The organism is Streptomyces sp. NPDC045955 (assembly GCF_056430805.1).
The window spans coordinates 1-17,865 of sequence record NZ_JBWKKY010000020.1; the positions used below are offsets into that span (position 1 = coordinate 1).

General features: G+C 72.0%; 16 protein-coding genes. 9 read left to right on the top strand and 7 right to left on the bottom strand.

Translation table 11 applies throughout. The annotated features are described in order from the left end of the window. Positions 1-314: 314 nt before the first annotated feature. Both AC07F0_RS31580 and AC07F0_RS31585 read right to left on the bottom strand, forming a co-directional pair. On the bottom strand, positions 315-1,991 hold the full coding sequence (locus AC07F0_RS31580; protein ID WP_478983417.1) for a DUF3152 domain-containing protein: 1,677 nt from the start codon (positions 1,989-1,991) through the stop codon (positions 315-317). Positions 1,992-1,999: 8 nt separating this feature from the next. Beyond that, a complete protein-coding gene (locus tag AC07F0_RS31585) occupies positions 2,000-3,034 on the bottom strand; it encodes an alpha/beta fold hydrolase (protein WP_478983418.1) in 1,035 nt (344 codons plus the stop codon). 300 nt (positions 3,035-3,334) lie between these two features. Here AC07F0_RS31585 and AC07F0_RS31590 point away from each other — a divergent pair, with 300 nt between their 5' ends. The 4 genes from AC07F0_RS31590 to AC07F0_RS31605 all read left to right on the top strand — a co-directional run bounded on the left by AC07F0_RS31590 (position 3,335) and on the right by AC07F0_RS31605 (position 5,274). Further along, the gene (locus AC07F0_RS31590) at positions 3,335-3,559 is read left to right on the top strand and encodes a hypothetical protein (RefSeq protein ID WP_356928423.1); all 225 of its coding nucleotides are present in this window, start codon (positions 3,335-3,337) and stop codon (positions 3,557-3,559) included. Between the two features lie 207 nt (positions 3,560-3,766). Further along, complete coding sequence (locus AC07F0_RS31595) at positions 3,767-4,414, top strand: TetR/AcrR family transcriptional regulator (RefSeq protein ID WP_020269805.1); 648 nt, start codon at positions 3,767-3,769, stop codon at positions 4,412-4,414. Between the two features lie 135 nt (positions 4,415-4,549). Then, positions 4,550-4,777, top strand: a complete 228-nt coding sequence (locus AC07F0_RS31600) for a DUF3107 domain-containing protein (RefSeq protein WP_031114311.1) — start codon at positions 4,550-4,552, stop codon at positions 4,775-4,777. Between the two features lie 227 nt (positions 4,778-5,004). Next, positions 5,005-5,274 carry a hypothetical protein gene (locus tag AC07F0_RS31605; protein WP_436731342.1) on the top strand — a complete coding sequence of 90 codons (270 nt, stop codon included), beginning with the start codon at positions 5,005-5,007 and terminating at the stop codon, positions 5,272-5,274. 165 nt (positions 5,275-5,439) lie between these two features. Here the strand turns inward: AC07F0_RS31605 and AC07F0_RS31610 are convergent, their stop codons facing one another. After that, positions 5,440-6,195, bottom strand: a complete 756-nt coding sequence (locus tag AC07F0_RS31610; RefSeq protein ID WP_208641468.1) for a ferritin-like fold-containing protein — start codon at positions 6,193-6,195, stop codon at positions 5,440-5,442. A gap of 477 nt (positions 6,196-6,672) precedes the next feature. Here AC07F0_RS31610 and AC07F0_RS31615 point away from each other — a divergent pair, with 477 nt between their 5' ends. Then, the gene (locus tag AC07F0_RS31615) at positions 6,673-9,420 is read left to right on the top strand and encodes a DEAD/DEAH box helicase (protein ID WP_478983419.1); all 2,748 of its coding nucleotides are present in this window, start codon (positions 6,673-6,675) and stop codon (positions 9,418-9,420) included. A 145-nt stretch (positions 9,421-9,565) separates the two neighbouring features. Next, on the top strand, positions 9,566-10,465 hold the full coding sequence (locus tag AC07F0_RS31620; RefSeq protein WP_478983420.1) for an alpha/beta fold hydrolase: 900 nt from the start codon (positions 9,566-9,568) through the stop codon (positions 10,463-10,465). Here AC07F0_RS31620 and AC07F0_RS31625 read toward each other — a convergent pair. Next, a complete protein-coding gene (locus AC07F0_RS31625) occupies positions 10,462-11,355 on the bottom strand; it encodes an NYN domain-containing protein (RefSeq protein ID WP_436731542.1) in 894 nt (297 codons plus the stop codon). The genes AC07F0_RS31620 and AC07F0_RS31625 overlap by 4 nt on opposite strands. 204 nt (positions 11,356-11,559) lie before the next feature. Here AC07F0_RS31625 and AC07F0_RS31630 point away from each other — a divergent pair, with 204 nt between their 5' ends. After that, positions 11,560-11,736, top strand: coding sequence for a hypothetical protein (locus AC07F0_RS31630; RefSeq protein WP_167337993.1), 177 nt, complete (start codon positions 11,560-11,562; stop codon positions 11,734-11,736). A 135-nt stretch (positions 11,737-11,871) separates the two neighbouring features. Further along, complete coding sequence (locus tag AC07F0_RS31635; RefSeq protein ID WP_478983421.1) at positions 11,872-13,971, top strand: trypsin-like serine peptidase; 2,100 nt, start codon at positions 11,872-11,874, stop codon at positions 13,969-13,971. Between the two features lie 12 nt (positions 13,972-13,983). Here the strand turns inward: AC07F0_RS31635 and AC07F0_RS31640 are convergent, their stop codons facing one another. From AC07F0_RS31640 to AC07F0_RS31650, 3 genes are all read right to left on the bottom strand, one after another. Continuing rightward, positions 13,984-14,589: a MarC family protein gene (locus AC07F0_RS31640; RefSeq protein ID WP_086562955.1), complete on the bottom strand. Its 606-nt coding sequence runs from the start codon at positions 14,587-14,589 to the stop codon at positions 13,984-13,986. A 168-nt stretch (positions 14,590-14,757) separates the two neighbouring features. Continuing rightward, a complete protein-coding gene (locus AC07F0_RS31645; protein ID WP_478983422.1) occupies positions 14,758-15,615 on the bottom strand; it encodes a PHP domain-containing protein in 858 nt (285 codons plus the stop codon). 201 nt (positions 15,616-15,816) lie between these two features. Beyond that, positions 15,817-16,458 carry a DUF6758 family protein gene (locus tag AC07F0_RS31650; RefSeq protein WP_436730638.1) on the bottom strand — a complete coding sequence of 214 codons (642 nt, stop codon included), beginning with the start codon at positions 16,456-16,458 and terminating at the stop codon, positions 15,817-15,819. Positions 16,459-16,617: 159 nt separating this feature from the next. Between AC07F0_RS31650 and AC07F0_RS31655 the strand changes: the two genes are divergently transcribed. Further along, entirely contained in the window at positions 16,618-17,841 is a 1,224-nt protein-coding gene (locus tag AC07F0_RS31655) for an MFS transporter (protein WP_478983423.1), read from the top strand. The last annotated feature ends 24 nt before the right edge of the window (positions 17,842-17,865 follow it).

The following is a 17,865-nucleotide window of genomic DNA, read 5'->3' on the forward strand; positions in this document are numbered from 1 at the left end:
GGGGGGGGGGGGGGGGGTGGGGGGGGGGGGGGGGGGGGGGGGGGGGGGGGGGGGGGGGGGGGGGGGGGTGTGTTTTTCCCCCCCCCCCCCCACCAAAAGGGGTGAACGGTCGTAACTTTCCCGTGCGGATCGCGTTCTGTCGCGCTAGGAGATCAGCCGGGCACGGATCGTCACGCCGCGGATCGTCATGCCGCGGCCGACTCCCGTCGCTCCGCCCGGCGTCGCGCGGCGACCTCCGGACCGAGCGCCGGTACGGCGGCCGGCGGCTGCCTGGTGTACGGGTCCTGCGGCGCCCCGTACACCTCGCACGCCTGTCAACTCCCGGGATACGGCCACGGGTTGGCGCGGCAGTGGATGCCGTCGTGGTCGAGGAACTTGGTCTGCTGCTGCATGACCGGGGCGAGGCCGCCGTCCTTGTCGCAGGTGACATGGCCGTAGCCGAGGCGGTGGCCGACCTCGTGGTTGATCAGCATCTGCCGGTAGGCGTGGATCTTGTCGCCGTACGTCTCGGAGCCCTGCGCCCACCGGTAGGCGTTGATCATCACGCGCTCGGTGGCGGCCGAGTCGCAGGAGACGTTGTCCACGGTGGTGTCCAGACCGGACTTGGCGCACCAGTCGGCGGTGGTGCCGGGGCTGGCGAGCGTGATCACGAAGTCGGGCTTGCCGGAGTAGATCCGCTCGAAGGTACGCGCGCCGTTGTGCGCCCAACTGCGCTGGTCGTTGAGCGTCTTCTGCACGGCCTCGGCGAACAGTTCGGCGTCGAGCCCGAGCCCCTGCTCCACGTCCACCCGGTAGGTGAACTTCTGCCCCGTCCCCGGCGCCTCGGCGATGCCGGGTACGGCGTCGAACTTCCCCGAGGCCTTGAGCTTGGCGCCGAGCGGGTACGTCCTGCCCATCTTCTCGTCGTACGTCAGCGACTTGGCGCCGGGGGCCGGTACGGGCGCCCGCCCGTCCGCGCGGGACGGGGAGTCCCGGAGGTCGCGGGCCTGGTCGGTGGCGGACTGCGACTGCACGCCGGAGCCGCCGGAGTCGTCGGTGACCTGACCGGCGACGACGACGGCCAGCACGGTGGTGACGGCGGCGGCCGCGATGCCCGTGAACGTACGGCCCTTGCCGCCCTTGGCCGGGGCGGGCGTGCCGGTGGGCGCCATGTCGTCGTCATCGTCAACGTCGTCGTCGGAGCGGATGCCGACCGGGGCGCCGGCCTCCCAGTCCGACACGGAGGCGTAGGCGTCCGCCGCGTGTGCGGAGGCGGGCGTACGGGGTGCGAAGACGTCGTCCTCCTCGTCGAAGGCGTTGAGATACTCCTGCCGCGGTCCGGGCCCGGGGGCCCGTCGCTGCCGCGGTATGGGAGCACCACCACTGCCCCTCAACTCACCCCAGCCACCCCCGGCTTCGCGCTGCTCGGGGTGCTCTCCCCGGGCGTGGGGGAAGCCGTGCGCGGGAGTGCCGTGCGCCGGAGTCCCATCCGGAAGCCGCGGAACACCCCGCGCCGGCGAGCCGTCGGGAAGCCGTGGGCCCCCCTGCGCAGGAGCCCCGTCGGGCAGCCGAGGAACCCCACTCGCCGGCGTGCCGTCAGGAAAACGCGGCAGCCCGCGCGCCGGCGTGCCGTCGGGCAGACGCGGAACGCCGTGCACGGGCGTGCCGTCCGGCAGCCAGCCGTCCGGAAGACGCGGCATCCCGGGCGCAGGCGTCCCATACGAAGGCCCAGGCGAAGCCGTTCCATGCGCAGACGACCCATACGAAGGCGTTCCCTGTGCAGGCGTAACATCCACCGTCGCGGGCCGGGGCCCCGGTGTCCGGCGCGGTCCCGCACCCGGCGGCGGCCAGCCGCCCTGCGACGCGGCCCGGGGCGGAGCCGTCCGGCCTCCCCGGCTGATGTCCGCTGTCTGGCCCGGCCCCTGTCCCGGCCCGGCCCGGCCGTCCCGTACCTCGGCGGTGTCCGCGGTGTCGCCCTTGGCGACCGGCCCACGGCGGCTGTGGCGTCCCACGTCGCGCCTCAGCCCCCCATGCTCTCGTCGGTGCCCACGTCGTCGACGGCCTCGTCCGCGCGAGCCCGCTTCGCTCGCCGTTCGCCCAACTCCCCCACATCTTCGAGGAGTTCACGAAACGCCATGGCCACCGTCTCCGGGTACTCCATCATGGCCACGTGCCCCGCGTCCGGCAACGTCACCAGCCGCGAGTCGCGATACGCCCGGGCGGCCTTCTGTGCCATCCGGAAGCCTACGAGTTGGTCGCGACCACCGTAGACGAGGAGCGTCGGCGCGAGAACGCGTTCGGCCTGGCGCCACAGTCCGTGCTGGCCACCCAGCGTGTACGCGTTGACGATCCCGCGCGCGGAACGCGCCATGGCGTCCCAGAAGTATGGCAGCCGAAGCCGCCGCTCCATCTCCTGGACGGCGTTGCTGAATCCTTCCGGCGTCACCCGTCCAGGATCCCCGTAACACAGTGCCATCACGCCGCGGACGCGCTGCTCCACCGTCCACTCCCGGGTCAACCGGGTGAAGAGCGGGGCGACACCGGGCACCGCCAGCAGCGCGGTGGGCACGGCGGTGCGCTGCACTCGGATTTCGGGCAGAGCAGGTGACACGAGCGTGAGCGTACGGACCAGATCGGGCCGAACCGCGGCGACACGGGTGGCGATGGCGCCGCCGAGCGAGTTCCCGAACAGGTGCACGGGACCGCGCCCCGTGGCGTCGAGGTAACGGATGACCGCGCGCGCGTGCCCCATGACCGAGTAGTCGCCGTCGTCCGGCGGTGGGGAGTCGCCGAAGCCCGGCAGGTCGAGGGCCTCGTTGTCGACGACGTCGTCCAGCAGCGGCATCAGCGCCGACCAGTTCTGCGAGGAGCCCCCGAGCCCGTGCACGTACAGCGCCGGTGCCAGCCCCTTGCGCGCCGGGCGCCTCGACCGCACCGCCAGCGTGAACCCGGGCAGCTCGACCGAGCTGAGCCGCTCGCCCTCGGCGACCCTGACGGCTGCCACCTTCGGCAGCACAGTGGCGGGCGGCACGAACGGCAGCTCGGTCGAAGACATGCGGCAATGTTACGAGACGATCACGTAGTGACTCATGTGTTCGCCGTCACAAGAATCGGCCATGCGGGAGGCGCACATGGGGTGAACACGGGGAAGGCGCGGGGAAGGAAAGGCACCCGAGGACAGGGAGGCACCTGGGAAAGACAGGGCACAGCGGAAGCAGTCAACGGGATGCGCACTGCGTCACGTCCCGGACGCGGATCGCATAGCGTCCGGATCGGGTGTCTCCTAGGCTCGTGGAGAGGGCACCCGCGTGTGGCCCCTGCACTCCCAGGGACGTTCGAAGGAAGGGAGCCCAGCATGGCCGTAGACCCCACCGACCCGGAGACGTTCGAGGCCGAGGAGGAACCGGAGACGCCGGAGTACGACGTCGAGGCCCCCGAGGTCGACGCTGCCGAGCAGCACACGGACGTCGCGCCGAACCGCGACGACCCGCTGACCGGTGTCGACCCGGACCGCGCCAATGAGGCCGACCTGGTGGAGCAGGCCCGGATCGTCTCTCTCGACGAGGACGACTACCGGTGACGCATGCCGCCGGGTGGCGACGAGCAGCAGCACCGAGCAGGAAAGGAGCCGCTTTTTGCCCGCTCTGCCCCTGTTTGAAACTTTCTCAACCGCTTTCGTGACCGTCCGGTCCGTGAAATTCTGCGCTCTCACCGCGCGCACCACGGTTACCGAAAAGTACGATGGCGACGCGGCCAGATCCGCAGTTGGACGACTTTGGGAGGCGGCGTGACAGCCATCGAGCAGACAGAGGCGGTACGCCCGCGCGGCACACGCCTGCCACGCCGTGCCCGACGGAACCAGCTTCTGGGCGCGGCCCAGGAGGTCTTCGTGGCCCAGGGCTACCACGCGGCCGCGATGGACGACATCGCCGAGCGCGCCGGTGTCAGCAAGCCGGTGCTCTACCAGCATTTCCCGGGCAAGCTCGACCTGTACCTCGCGCTGCTGGACCAGCACTGCGAGTCGCTCATCCAGGCCGTGCGGAACGCGCTGGCGTCGACGACGGACAACAAGCAGCGCGTCCGGGCGACCATGGACGCCTACTTCGCGTACGTCGAGGACGACGGCGGCGCCTTCCGCCTGGTCTTCGAGTCGGACCTGACGAACGAGCCCGCCGTGCGCGAGCGCGTCGACAAGGTCACCAACGAGTGCGCGGAGGCGATCTGCGACGTCATCGCCGAGGACACGGGCCTGTCGCGCGCGGAGTCGATGCTGCTCGCCTCGGGCCTGGGCGGCCTCGCCCAGGTGGTGGCCCGGTCCTGGCTGCACAGCGACCGCAGCGTGCCGCGCGACCAGGCCGTTCAGCTGCTCGCCTCGCTGGCGTGGCGTGGCATCGCGGGCTTCCCGCTGCACGGAACCGACCAGCAGCACCACTGACGGTCGCTTTGTTCCCGCCCGCTGTTCGCTCGTGGCGTTCTCGGGCGGAGCGTGCCGGTCCCCTCACCGGGCTAATGTGTGCTGCGTACGGCGCGGAAGGTCGCGCACATCACTGACCGTCGGAGGGACATAGCCGTGGAGGTCAAGATCGGCGTGCAGCACGCGCCCCGCGAGATCGTTCTGGAGAGCGGTCAGAGTGCCGAGGAGGTCGAGCGGGCGGTGTCCGAGGCGCTGGCCGGGAAGTCGCCGCTGCTGACCCTCGTGGACGAGCACGGCCGCAAGGTCCTGGTCCCGGCCGACCGTCTCGCGTACGTCGAGATCGGTGAGCCGGCCCCGCGCAAGGTGGGCTTCGGCGCTCTGTAGGCGCATGCGGGGACGGGGCGGGACGGCTGTCGGCCGGCCCGCCCCGTTCGCGTTCCCTCTCCCGTGCGGCAGCCCGGGCGATACCCGTACGGACACCCCGTGCGGCACACGGGTTCCTCCACGGACGGAGCACAGTCAACCCACAGAAGTAGGTTGGATTCCGCAGGTCAGGGGTAAGACGGGCTACGACCGATGTAGGCAGCCGGCCATGTGGGAGGGACCCCGACATGCTCCTGGAAGCGCTGAGTTCCGCGATTCTCGGCCTGGCTCTGTCATGGGCGGCCACGCATCGCCTGGCGCACCGGCTCCCGGCCCGCCCCCTGGTCCTGTCGACCGGCGTCGCGGGCGCCCTCTTCGGGGCCTTCGTCATGCACAGCGCGCTGGACGCCGGGCACCTGCTGGTGGTGCTGCTCGGCGCGGTGATCGTCTCGGTCGCCTCGCTGTCACTGCTGCTGCGCCCCTCGGGCCGCCTGCGCCGACGATCGGCGACGGCGTAGCCGGAGCCGTCAGCCGCGCGGGAAACCGCGCGTCCGGCCGACACCGGCCCGCAGCCGCGAAACGGCCGGAACCACGGCCGGCGCGTAGCGCTCACGGCCGCCACGCCCCTGCGCGGAGCGCCACACGACCGGAAACACCACGCGACCGGCCCCCTGCGCGGACCGCTACGCCGCCAGCCCCAACGCGGCCATCCGCTTCGTGTGCGCCTCGGTGATGCGGGAGAACATCTTGCCGACCTCGGCGAGGTCGAAGCCGTCCGCGACGCCGCCCACCAGCATGGTCGACAGCGCGTCCCGGTCGGCGACCACCCGCTGGGACTGCGACAGGGCCTCGCCCATCAGCCGCCGCGCCCACAGCGCGAGCCGCCCGCCCACGCGCGGGTCCGCGTCGATCGCGGCACGCACCTTCTCCACGGCGAAGCCGCCGTGTCCGGTGTCGTCGAGCACGGCCAGCACCAGACCGCGGGAATCGGAGTCCAGCCGGGCCGCGACCTCCCGGTAGAAGTCACTGGCGATGGAGTCGCCGACGTAGGCCTTGACGAGGCCCTCCAGCCAGTCCGAGGGGGCCGTCTGCTTGTGGAACCCGTCGTAGGCCGCGACGAACGGCTCCATCGCCCGCGTCGGCTCCTCCCCGATCTCGGCGAGCCGGTCGCGCAGCCTCTCGAAGTGGTGGAACTCGGCCGACGCCATCTTCGCCAGCTCCGCCTTGTCCTCCAGCGTCGGCGCCAGCTTGGCGTCCTCCGCGAGCCGCTCGAACGCCGCCAGCTCCCCGTACGCGAGCGCACCCAGCAGGTCCACGACCGCGGCGCGGTACTGAGGGTCGGCGGAGGCCGTCGCCCAGTCCCGGGCGGCGACTCCGGTGTGTTCGGCCGGGGTGGCGGTGGTGTCCGAGGCGTTCTCAGGCTTGTCAGAGCTCGTCATGAAGCGCACAATAGCCCGCCCGCCGGGAGGCGTAAGGCCCTGGTCAATCAGTGTGACGACGACTACGTGACCAAATCGGCCGTCGCGAGTGCGGGATTCCGGGGTATGGTGGTAATGCGCCTGCTGGTACGTCGACGTACCTCGACAGGCCGCACGTATGAGGATGCCCGGTCGGTGGCCCGATCGGCTCCGACCCGACAGACCTCCCGTCCATACGGCAGATTGCGTACGGATGCCGGAGGGACACCCTCAGCGGCATGAGCGCTAGAGCGTCGGCGCGGTCCCGTGCTCTACGGCCCGCCCGTAGGCAGCCGACGTCCCCGGCACGGTCCGACCAAGACCCCCGCGCTCGCCTCGCGCCGCCCACACAGAAGAGGCAGCACCCTGACTACGACGTTCCGAGAGCTCGGAATTCTCCCCGAGACCGCCGAGGCCCTGGAGGCCGTCGGCATCACCACCGCCTTCCCCATCCAGGAGATGACGCTCCCCGTGGCCCTTTCGGGCGCGGACGTCATCGGCCAGGCCAAGACCGGCACCGGCAAGACGCTGGGCTTCGGCCTCCCGCTCCTCGAGCGCGTCACCGTCCCCGCCGACGTCGAGGCCGGCCGCGCCAAGCCCGAAGACCTCACCGACGCCCCGCAGGCGCTCGTCGTCGTCCCCACGCGCGAGCTGTGCACGCAGGTCACCAACGACCTGCTGACCGCGGGCAAGGTGCGCAACGTGCGCGTCCTCGCGATCTACGGCGGCCGGGCCTACGAGCCCCAGGTCGAAGCCCTGAAGAAGGGCGTCGACGTGGTCGTCGGCACCCCGGGCCGGCTGCTCGACCTCGCCGGGCAGAAGAAGCTCAACCTGAAGCACGTCCGGTGCCTGGTGCTCGACGAGGCCGACGAGATGCTCGACCTGGGCTTCCTGCCCGACGTCGAGAAGATCATCAACATGCTGCCGGTGCGGCGCCAGACCATGCTGTTCTCGGCGACCATGCCGGGCGCGGTCATCGGACTGGCCCGCCGCTACATGTCGCAGCCCACGCACATCAGCGCCACGGCGCCGGACGACGCGGGCAAGACGGTCGCGAACACCAAGCAGTACGTCTACCGCGCGCACAACATGGACAAGCCGGAGATGGTCGCGCGCATACTGCAGGCCGACGGCCGGGGACTGGTCATGGTCTTCTGCCGTACGAAGCGCACGGCGGCGGATCTCGCCGACCAGCTCCAGCAGCGCGGCTTCGCCTCCGGCGCGGTCCACGGCGACCTCGGCCAGGGCGCCCGCGAGCAGGCCCTGCGGGCCTTCCGCAACGGCAAGGTGGACGTCCTCGTCTGCACCGACGTCGCCGCCCGCGGCATCGACGTCGAGGGCGTGACGCACGTCATCAACTACCAGTCGCCGGAAGACGAGAAGACGTACCTGCACCGCATCGGCCGTACGGGCCGCGCGGGCGCCAAGGGCATCGCGATCACGCTCGTCGACTGGGACGACATCCCGCGCTGGCAGCTCATCAACAAGGCGCTGGACCTGGGCTTCACCGACCCGCCGGAGACGTACTCCACGTCCCCGCACCTCTACGCCGACCTCGGCATCCCCGAGGGCACGAAGGGCGTCCTGCCGCGCTCGGAGCGCAAGCGCGCCGGACTGGACGCGGAGGAGCTGGAGGACCTGGGCGAGACGGGCGGCCGCGGGCAGCGCGGACGCGGTGGCCGCGGCCGCGGCGGCCGGGACGAGTCCCCGGCGGCCGACCGCGAGCGTTCGGCCCGTACCCCGCGACGCCGCCGCCGTATGCGCGGCGGAACGCCGCTGGACGGCACGCCGGAGTCCGCCGGCACCGCCGCCGCGGGCACCACGGCCACGGGCGGCTCCGCCGAGGCGGAGGCCGTCACGGCTCCTCGCACCCCGCGTCGCCGTCGCCGCACCCGCGGCGGCACCCCGGCGGCCGAGTCGGCGCCGGTCACGGCGGTCGAGTCCGCCGCGTCCGCACCGGCGGAGAACGCCGTGGCGACCGCGGAGAGCACGAGCACGGAGGCGGCGAAGCCGCGCCGGCGCCGTACGCGCAGGTCCGAGACGCCGGCGGCGGAAGCCGCGGTGACGCCTTCGGCTGCTGTGGACACCCCGGCGCAGGCGGACGCGGATGCCGCGTCGGCCGTGGCCGCCCCGGTGACCGAACAGCCCGAGGCGCCTGCGGCCACGCCGCGCCGCCGCACCCGCAAGGCCGCGGCTGCCTCCGCGGCCGAGCAGGCGGTCGACACGGCCGAGGGAACCATCGAGTCCGCACCGGAGCCGACGGAGACCAAGCCGCGCCGCACCCGCAAGACGGCCACCGAGTCCGAGGGCCCTGCCGCTCCGGCCGAGGCCGCGGAGACCAAGCCGCGCCGCACGCGCAAGGCCGCAGCCGAGGCGCAGGACGCCGTCGACACGGCCGAGACCGCCGAAGCCAAGCCCAGGCGCACGCGGAAGACGGCTGCCACGGCTGCGGATGCCGAGACCGCCGACGCCAAGCCGCGCCGCACCCGCAAGGCCGCAGCCGCGGCGCAGGACGCCGTCGACACGGCCGAGACCGCCGACGCCAAGCCACGGCGCACCCGCAAGGCCACGGCAGCGACCGAGGACACCGCCGGCGAGGCACAGGCCACCGAGCCCAAGCCCCGCAGGACGCGGAAGACCGCCGCAGCGGCCGAGACCGCCGTCGACACGGCGGAAGGCACGGAAGCCAAGCCGCGCCGCCGCACCCGCAAGGCCGTCCAGACCGCCGAGCCCGCCGAGTCCGTCGCCGCCGGGATCCCGGCCCAGACGGCTCAGGAGCCGGAGGCCACCGAGGCCAAGCCGCGGCGTACGCGCAAGGCGACGGCCAAGGCCGAGGCGAGCGTCGACACGGCCGAGGCGACCGAGGCGAAGCCGCGCCGGACGCGGAAGACGGCCGCCACGGCCGCGGATGCCGAGACCGCCGAGGCCAAGCCCCGCCGGACGCGGAAGACCGCCGCAGCGGCCGAGACCGCCGTCGACACGGCAGAGGGCACGGAGGCCAAGCCGCGCCGCCGCACCCGCAAGGCCGTCGAAGCCGCCGACATCCCGGCGCAGGCCGGGCAGGAGCCGGAGGCCGCCAAGCCGCGTCGCACGCGGAAGTCGGCAGCGGCCGCCACGGCCTCCGCCGAGGTCGCGGACGACGAGGCGAAGCCGAAGGCCCGCCGCACCCGCAAGGCCACGGCCGCCGCGGAGCCCACGGAGGGCTGACACTCCCTCGATGGCCCGGCCCCACCGCGTGTGGGGCCGGGCCATCGGCATTCCCCGAGCGCGGCCCGCCCCGCGTCTCACCGGCCGCCCCCGCCGGCACGGGTCACCAGCCCGCCACCCCACCCCCAGCCGCTACCCTCACCCCGTGACCAGGCAAGCCACCTTCACCCCACCCCCGGGCGCCCGCGCATACCCCCTGCGCACCACCCGCGGCGAGTTCGCCGTCGTCGACTCGTCGCCGAAGGCGGGGTCCGAGGCGGGCTCTCAGTCCAGGGGAGTCGCCCTGATGCTGCCCGGATTCACCGGCAGCAAGGAGGACTTCAGGCTGCTCCACGAGCCGCTCGCGGAGCGCGGGTACCGGGTCGTCGCCGTGGACGGGCGGGGGCAGCACGAGTCGTACGGCCCCGTGGACGACGAATCCGCCTACGCCCAGCGGGAACTGGCTCGGGACGTGCTGGCGCAGGCCGAGGCGCTCGGCGGGCCCGTGCACCTCGTCGGGCACTCGCTCGGCGGGCAGATCGCGCGGGCGGCCGTGCTGCTGGACCACTCCCCCTTCCTCTCCCTCACCCTGATCTCGTCCGGCCCGGCGCAGATCTCCGTCTCCCAGCAGCAGCGCGTGAAGCTGCTGCGGGACGCGCTCGCCGTGCTGTCGATGGAGGAGGTGTGGGAGGCCATCCAGGCGATGGGTCCGCCGGAGGAGGTCGGCGGGCCGGCTCGCGGTCCCGGCGATCCGGAGCAGTTGCGCCGCCGCTGGCTGGGCCACAGCCCGGCCCAACTTCTCGCCACGGGGCGCCAGTTGTGCACCGAGCCGGACCGTGTCGACGAACTCGCCGCCGTGCCGCTGCCGTTCCACGTCCTGTCGGGCGCGCACGACGACACCTGGCCGGTGGCGATCCTCGACGACATGGCCGTGCGGCTGAACGCGCACCGCACGGTCGTCGCGGGCGCCGAGCACTCCCCGGGCGCCGACCAGCCCCTGCCGACCGCCCGCGCCCTCGCCGACTTCTGGGACAGGGTCCTTCGGGACAGCACCCACAGGCCCTAGTACTGCGTCTGCAGGTGCTCCCAGAAGCCGTCCCGCAGTGCGCGCCGCAGGTCCGCCTGGCCGCGCAGCGAGTACTGCAGCAGGCCCTCCGCCTCCACGAGCAGGTCCTGGTCCACCGATCCGGGCAGGTAGGGGTGGCCGGGCAGCAGCTCGACCAGCGTGTCCCGGCCGCGGGCCGCCAGCCACTTCGCCGCGATCTGCGCGCCCACGAACCGCACGTCGTCACGGGTGGGCCGGCCCGCGGCGGCTTCGTGGGCGGGGGCCGTGCGGCGGGAGACGTAGGGCTTGAAGAAGTCGAGGTCGAAGGTGCGCTGGCTGTCGACCTCCCACAGGAGGGGCTCCGCCTGGTTGCGGCCCTCCGGCGCCTCGATGCCCCAGAGGTGGACGCGGGCGCCGTACCCCTGGGCCGCCTCGACCGCCGACACCAGGTCCTCGTCGCCGCCGAGCAGGGCCGCGTCGCTGATGGCGCGGTGCCGGGCGAGGGACTCCAGGTCGGTGCGGATCAGCGAGTCGACGCCCTTCTGCTGGTTGCTGGAGTTCAGGTTGCCCAGCCGCACCTTGACGTCCGGCAGTTCCGCGATGCTCTGCTGCTCCGCCGTGTGGATGCGGCGGCGGGCGCCGTCGTACCAGTAGACCCGCAGCAGCCGGCTGTCCGCGAAGATCGTGCGGGCCGTGTCGATGAGCGCGTCGATCAGGCCCTCCGCGTCGAGGTCGAAGGCCCGGCGGTCCTCCGTGCCGGCGACGAGCCGTCCCGCGGCCGCGTACAGGTACCCGGCATCGACGAAGATCGCATGGGTCGAGGGTGTCTTCGCCACCTCGGCGAGCATGCGCTGCAGCAGCTCGTTGGTGCGGTCGATGCGGGCGCTCAGGGCCGCGAGGTCGTCGTTCATCACTTCCATTGTCCCGGCGGTCACGCTGCGAACACAACCGGTCCCGGTCGGTCCCGTAACGACAACCTTACGGCTCGGTAATTAGTCAGACGAAAAATTTCCTTAGCGTAGGGAATGTTTCAACAGCCTCATGCTGTTGACCCATACGGAACACCAGGCACCGCTGCCTCGTGGGCCGACCACTCAGTAGTTCTCCTCAGGAGGATGACCAGACGAAGGGAGAAGCCCTTGCGCTTCGAAATCATGCACCTCGACGACGTCGACGGCACGCCCGTGGACACGACCGTCGTGGACGCCGCCTCCGTCAACCGCATCGTTCAGCAGGCCGCCGCCACAGGGCAGCGCCTCTGGATCCGCCCGGCCGGGACCACGGCCTCATAACGCGCGACGCTCTCCCCCACTTCAGAGCCCCCGCACGGCATCGGCCGTGCGGGGGCTCTGCTGTTGCGGACCTCCGTGGTGGCGGGCGTACTGGCTGAGGGGGCCGGCGAGAGCGAGAACAGGACGGTGGACGGCATGTCCGTGACGGGCCGGTCGAACGAGGAGCTGCACGAGCGGGCCACGGCCGAGGCCGCGCAGCGGTACGAGGAATCCGCCGCGGAGCGTGAGCGGGTCGAGGGCCGGATCGCGGCCGGTGTGCGGTTCCCGGACAACCCGGACGCGCTCGCCGTGCGCGCCGACCGGATCCTCGACCGGGGCGGTCTGTCGCCCTCGGCGGTGGTGGCGGACATCCGCGGCGAGGCCATGGACCTGCCCCAGGCCAACGAACGCATCATCGACCTGTCGAACGAGCTCCAGGCCTGGAGCTTCCTGCCGCGCGGGGTCAGGGCCGGAGCCACGGTCGCCCGGATCACCCTGCGCCGCGACGGCCGCGAGCTTCCGCACGGCACCGGCTTCCTGGTCTCGCCGCGGCTGCTGATGACCAACCACCACGTGCTGCCCGACGAGGGTTTCGCCCGCCAGTGCTTCGCGGAGTTCAACGCGCAGGTCACGGTCGACAACGTCCCCGACACGGCCGTCCGCATGGAGCTCGACCCGGGGACCTTCTTCGCGGCGGACCAGCGGCTGGACTTCGCCCTCGTGGCGGTGATGCCCACCCAGGACGGCCGCCCGCCGGGCGAGGTCTTCGGCTGGAACCGGCTCAGCGTGCAGCTCGGCAAGCTGGTGCTCGGCGAGAAGGTGAACATCATCGGTCACCCGGACGGGCGCCTCAAGGAGATCGTCCTGCGTGACAACGCGGTGCTGGTACGGCTCGACGACTTCGTCCAGTACCGGACCGACACCCGCCCCGGAAACTCGGGCTCCCCCGTCTTCAACGACCAGTGGGAGGTCGTGGCCCTGCACCACAGCGGCGTACCGAAGAAGGACGACCAGGGCCGCGTCCTGCGGAAGGACGGCAGGCCCTGGAGCCAGGGCGACGGCGACGACGCGATCGACTGGGTCGCCAACGAGGGCGTCCGCATCAGCTCGATCCTGAAGCACCTGGCCCGGCTGGACCTCGACCCCGGACGCCGCGCGCTGCTGGCCGAGATGGGCCCGGACTCCGGCCTGGACCAGAGCACGGCCGTCCTCGCGCCCCGGCCGGACAGAAGCACGCCGGGCCTGCCCGGCGTCACGACCCCGCCGGTCCCGGACACCCTCGTGACGGCGGCCATGCCCGAGAGCGAGGCGGGGACGACCCGGACGCAGGGCCCCAAGAAGGGACGCCCGGCCCGCAGCACCGCCTTCGGCGGCCGTCGGCACCTGGTCTTCCTGCACGGCAGGGACCAGCAGAGCAAGGAGCCCGACGTCCTCCGCCGGGAGTGGACGTCCGGCCTGAACCGCGGCCTCACGCTCGCGGCACTGCCCACGGTCGAACCGGAGGACGTGTGGTTCCCGTTCTACGGCACGCGACTGGCCGGCCTGGTGAGCGGGCGGGAGAGCACGGCCCGGCCCGTCGGACTCGACGAGGTGAGCGCCGCCGCTGCCGCCGAGGTCTTCGCCGCCGAATCACCCACCGGCTCCTACGAGCAGCTGCTCTACGAGGCGGCCGCCCGGGCCGGCATGCCCCAGAACGGGCCGGCGGCCACGGAGGGCTTCGGAACGGGCCTGGTCGGCGCACTGCACCGGCCGCTGAGCTGGCTCGCCGCCCGGTCCGACCTGGACGAGTGGACCATCGCCACGTTCCTGCGGGACGTCGACCTGTACCTCGGCGACAGCTCCGTGCGTCAGGCGGTTCTGGACAGCGTCCTGGAGACGATGCCCACCACGGGTGAACTGGTCCTGGTCACGCACAGCCTGGGCACGGTCGTCGGTGTGGACCTGCTGACCCGGCTCCCGGACGGCCTCGACCCCGTACTGCTGGTCACCGCGGGCAGCCCGCTCGGGCTGGACGGCGTCAACGAGCGGCTCCTGGCGCGCGGCCCGCACCGGCCGCCGAAGGTCCGCGACTGGGTCAACGTCTGGTGCCCCACCGACGCGGTGGCCATCGGCTGCCCCCTGGAGGACGAGCGGTGGGGCAAGCTCACGCAGCTGGCCGTCCAGAACGGCCGGGACCGCGCGCACAAGATCGAGGAGTACCTCGCCCACACGGGACCGGCCAGGGAGATTGGCGCCGTACTCACCCGCTCCGCCTGACGCGGCGGCGACTCAGCTCCCCTGGATCACCTGCGTGACCCCGTTGATGATCTGCTGCACGGCGATCGCGGAGAGCATCATGCCCGCGAGCCGCGTCACCAGGACCACACCGCCGTCCTTGATGATCCGGATGATCACCAGCGAGTAGCGCATGACCAGCCACAGCACGACGTGGATGGCGAGGATCGCCGTCCACACGGAGACCTGCGTGGCGACGCTGTGGGCCTTCTGCACGGCGAGGATGACCGACACGATCGCCCCCGGCCCGGCCAGCAGCGGCATGCCCAGCGGCACGAGAGCGACGTTGACGTCCTTGGTCTGCTTGGGCTCGTCCGTCTTGCCGGTCAGCAGATCGAGGGCGATCAGCAGGAGCAGCAGCCCGCCCGCGATCATCAGCGCGGGCACGGACACGTGCAGGTAGTTCAGGATCTGGTGCCCGAGCAGCCCGAACACGGTGATCACACCACCGGCGACGCAGACGGCCTGGAAGGCCATCCGCTTCTGCACCTTGCCGGGCCGTCCGGCGGTGAGCGCGAGGAAGATCGGGGTGATCCCGGGGGGATCCATGATGACGAAGAGGGTCAGGAACAGGGAGCCGAAAACGGCGAGGTCGAACATGACAGCGATGGCCTTGCGGAGTCGGTGAAAGAACGCGGCGGACGGTGCTGCCGCTCTGGGCAGGCGTTCCGCTGGGGATCCCCCAGGCCTTCAGGGCAGTGGGGGAGGAACGGGTGGGCACAGCCGACAACGCCGGGTGCCTGAACACGGAGCTACAGGACAGAAACCTCAGACCCCGCCGGCCACCGGCACGGGAAACGCCCCGAAGGCCCGCCGCGTGATCTCCCCGTACACCTCGGGATCCGTCGTGTACTCCCCGAGCACACAGGTCTTCCGGCTGCCGTGATAGTCGCTGGACCCGGTCACCAGGAGCCCCAGCTCCTTCGCCAGCCCCCGCAGCCGCGCCCGCGTGTCCGTGTCGTGGTCCATGTGGTCGACCTCGACGCCGTCCAGCCCGGCCGCGGCCATCTCGGCGATCGCGGCCTCCGGAACCGTACGCCCCCGCTTGTTCGCCCCGGGGTGCGCGAACACCGCGACCCCGCCCGCGCCCTTGATCAGCCGGATGGCCTCGAAGGGGTCGGTCTCGTGCTTCTCCACGTAGGCCCGGCCGCCGTCGGCCAGCCAGTCCTGGGTGAAGGCGTCGCTGACGGTCGGCACGACGCCCAGCTCGACGAGCGCGGTCGCCACGTGCGGACGCCCGACGGACCCGTCACCGGCGATCCGCGCCACCTGCTCCCAGGTCACGTGCACGCCCAGCTCCTGAAGCTTGGCGATCATGCCCTGCGCCCGGGGCACCCGGTCGTCCCGGACCAGCTCACGCTCGGCGAGCAGCGCCGGCTCCTCGGCGTCGAAGAGGTACGCCAGCATGTGCATGCTGATGCCGTCGAGCCGGCAGGAGAGCTCGGCTCCGGTGACCAGCGTCAGCCCCTGGGGCAACGCGGCGATCGCCTCGGCGTGGCCGCGGGTGGTGTCGTGATCGGTCAGCGCGACGACGTCCAGTCCCGTCGCGGCGGCCTTCCGCACCAGCTCGGCGGGAGCGTCCGTACCGTCGGAAGCGGTGGAGTGGGTGTGCAGATCGATGCGCACGACGCGGACTCCAGACACTGACGGGACGAGCAGAGCTGCTCCAGGATAACCGCATTTTCGACAACCCCTGTCACACCCGAACCCCCCAGGCGCCCCCTACAGCAACGCGTCGAAGGGGCGCGGGGAACCGCGCGACAAGCCCCCCCCCGCAGCCACCCGCACACCCGAAGCCCCACCCTCCGAAGCCCCACCCCCTGGGTGCTACGGCTGAAGCAATCGCGGCGACAGGGCCCCACACGGCACCAGCTCCACCTCCGCCCCGGCCTCCCGCAGATCCGCCAGCACCAACTCGTCGTACATCAGCAAGCCCGACTGCTCCGGCCACACGACCGCCCACAGCCACATCCCGAGCGCCTCACCGGCGAAAACCGCACGATCGTCCGGAGCGCCGGACACATGCCACAGCGGCGTGGGACGCCCGGCGGCGAGCACCTTCGCCTGCGCCGGCTTCCCGACGTCGATGTACGGCCCCGGGTCCGGACCCTCCATGCCCGCGTACCGCGCACCGAGTCCGACGCCGAGTTCCTCCGCCACCAGGATCAGCTCGCCCACCCCGCCGAGCGGCCCGGGCCCCGTGCAGGCCACGGCCGTGGCGCGGCCACCGGTGCGGTCGTCCCCCGCGCAGGCGACGCCCGTGAACAGCCATCCGACCGGCAGCGGCCAGGGCATCCACACCGGCACCTGAGTGCGGTGCACCACGACGGTGAGGGCGTCGACGCTCGGCGGTATCACGGGCTGCACCGGATGGACGGTGCCGTGCACATCGCACTGCCACGAGTCGGAGAAGAGGCCGGGAGCCCTGACCCGGCCACCACACTTCGGGCAACTGGGTTCGCCCCTCATAGGGCCCCACGGTCCTACCCGCGCCCCGTCGCGTCAAGGACGATCACCCAACCGGACGGAACCCTTCACGCCCACATTGGCTGTAGTTTGCATTAATTAGCCTCTCTAACTTAGTGTGTGTATATACCAACTACTTTCGTTCGGGAAAGGGAGCACGCAATGGACCCCTTCGACGCCGGAGCGGGCGGCCTCCTGAAGCAGCCCAAGTCCGTGTGGGCGACCGCCGGGGCGTCGGTCGTCGCCTTCATGGGCATCGGACTCGTCGACCCGATCCTGCCGTCCATCGCCCAGGGTCTGCACGCCACGGCCAGTCAGGTCTCCCTGCTCTTCACCTCCTACTTCCTCATCACCGCCGTCGCGATGCTGGTGACCGGCTTCGTCTCCAGCCGGATCGGCGGCAGGAAGACCCTGCTGCTCGGCCTCGCGTTCGTCGTGGTGTTCGCCGGGCTCGCGGGCACCTCCGGATCCGTCGGCGAACTGGTCGGCTTCCGGGCCGGCTGGGGTCTGGGCAACGCGCTGTTCGTCTCGACGGCCCTCGCGGTCATCGTCGGCGCGGCGGCCGGCGGAAGCGCCGCGGCGATCCTGCTGTACGAGTCGGCCCTGGGCCTCGGCATGGCGTGCGGTCCGCTGCTGGGCGCCCTGCTCGGCGACGCCAGCTGGCGCTACCCGTTCTTCGGGACGGCGTTCCTGATGGCGGTCGGCTTCCTGTGCATCGCCGTGTTCCTGAAGGAGCAGCCGAAGCCGGCCCGCAAGACCTCGCTCCTGGACCCGGTCAAGGCCCTCGGCCACGGCGGCCTCGCCTCGGCGGCGGTCTCGGCGTTCTTCTACAACTACACGTTCTTCACCGTGCTGGCCTTCACGCCGTTCGTGCTGAACATGAGCCCGTACCGGTCGGGGGCGGTGTTCTTCGCCTGGGGTGTGCTGCTCGCCGTCTTCTCGGTGATCGTGGCGCCGCGGCTGCAGAAGTGGTTCGGTTCGCTGAAGGTGCTCGGCGGTTCGCTCGTGCTGCTCGCGGCCGACGTGCTCGTGCTCGGCTACGGCTCCCACGCGACGGCCGTCGTCTGCACGATCCTGTCCGGCGCCTTCATCGGCGTGAACAACACCGTCTACACCGAGCTGGCCCTCGGCGTCTCGGACGCACCCCGGCCGGTGGCGAGCGCGGGCTACAACTTCGTGCGCTGGTTCGCAGCAGCGGCCGCCCCCTACTTCGCGCCGAAGATAGAGGAGTGGACCGACCTCCACATCCCGTTCGTCGTGGCGGCGGTCACCGCGGTCGTGGGCGCACTCGTGGTCGTCGTACGGCGGAAGGCCCTCACTCACGAAGCCGAAGAGCTGGAGCCGAAGCACGCGACCGAGGACAGTGTCGCCGTCTTCGCCAACTGACGCTTGTCAGCCAAGGGTTGGTGA

Coding starts and splice junctions, on each gene's coding strand:
- AC07F0_RS31630 (WP_167337993.1), top strand. CDS start 11,560: ATGACCAGACGAAGGGAGAAGCCCTTGCGCTTCGAAATCATGCACCTC.
- AC07F0_RS31640 (WP_086562955.1), bottom strand. CDS start 14,589: ATGTTCGACCTCGCCGTTTTCGGCTCCCTGTTCCTGACCCTCTTCGTC.
- AC07F0_RS31585 (WP_478983418.1), bottom strand. CDS start 3,034: ATGTCTTCGACCGAGCTGCCGTTCGTGCCGCCCGCCACTGTGCTGCCG.
- AC07F0_RS31610 (WP_208641468.1), bottom strand. CDS start 6,195: ATGACGAGCTCTGACAAGCCTGAGAACGCCTCGGACACCACCGCCACC.
- AC07F0_RS31615 (WP_478983419.1), top strand. CDS start 6,673: ATGACGCTCCCCGTGGCCCTTTCGGGCGCGGACGTCATCGGCCAGGCC.
- AC07F0_RS31635 (WP_478983421.1), top strand. CDS start 11,872: ATGTCCGTGACGGGCCGGTCGAACGAGGAGCTGCACGAGCGGGCCACG.
- AC07F0_RS31625 (WP_436731542.1), bottom strand. CDS start 11,355: ATGAACGACGACCTCGCGGCCCTGAGCGCCCGCATCGACCGCACCAAC.
- AC07F0_RS31655 (WP_478983423.1), top strand. CDS start 16,618: ATGGACCCCTTCGACGCCGGAGCGGGCGGCCTCCTGAAGCAGCCCAAG.
- AC07F0_RS31605 (WP_436731342.1), top strand. CDS start 5,005: ATGCTCCTGGAAGCGCTGAGTTCCGCGATTCTCGGCCTGGCTCTGTCA.
- AC07F0_RS31650 (WP_436730638.1), bottom strand. CDS start 16,458: ATGAGGGGCGAACCCAGTTGCCCGAAGTGTGGTGGCCGGGTCAGGGCT.
- AC07F0_RS31590 (WP_356928423.1), top strand. CDS start 3,335: ATGGCCGTAGACCCCACCGACCCGGAGACGTTCGAGGCCGAGGAGGAA.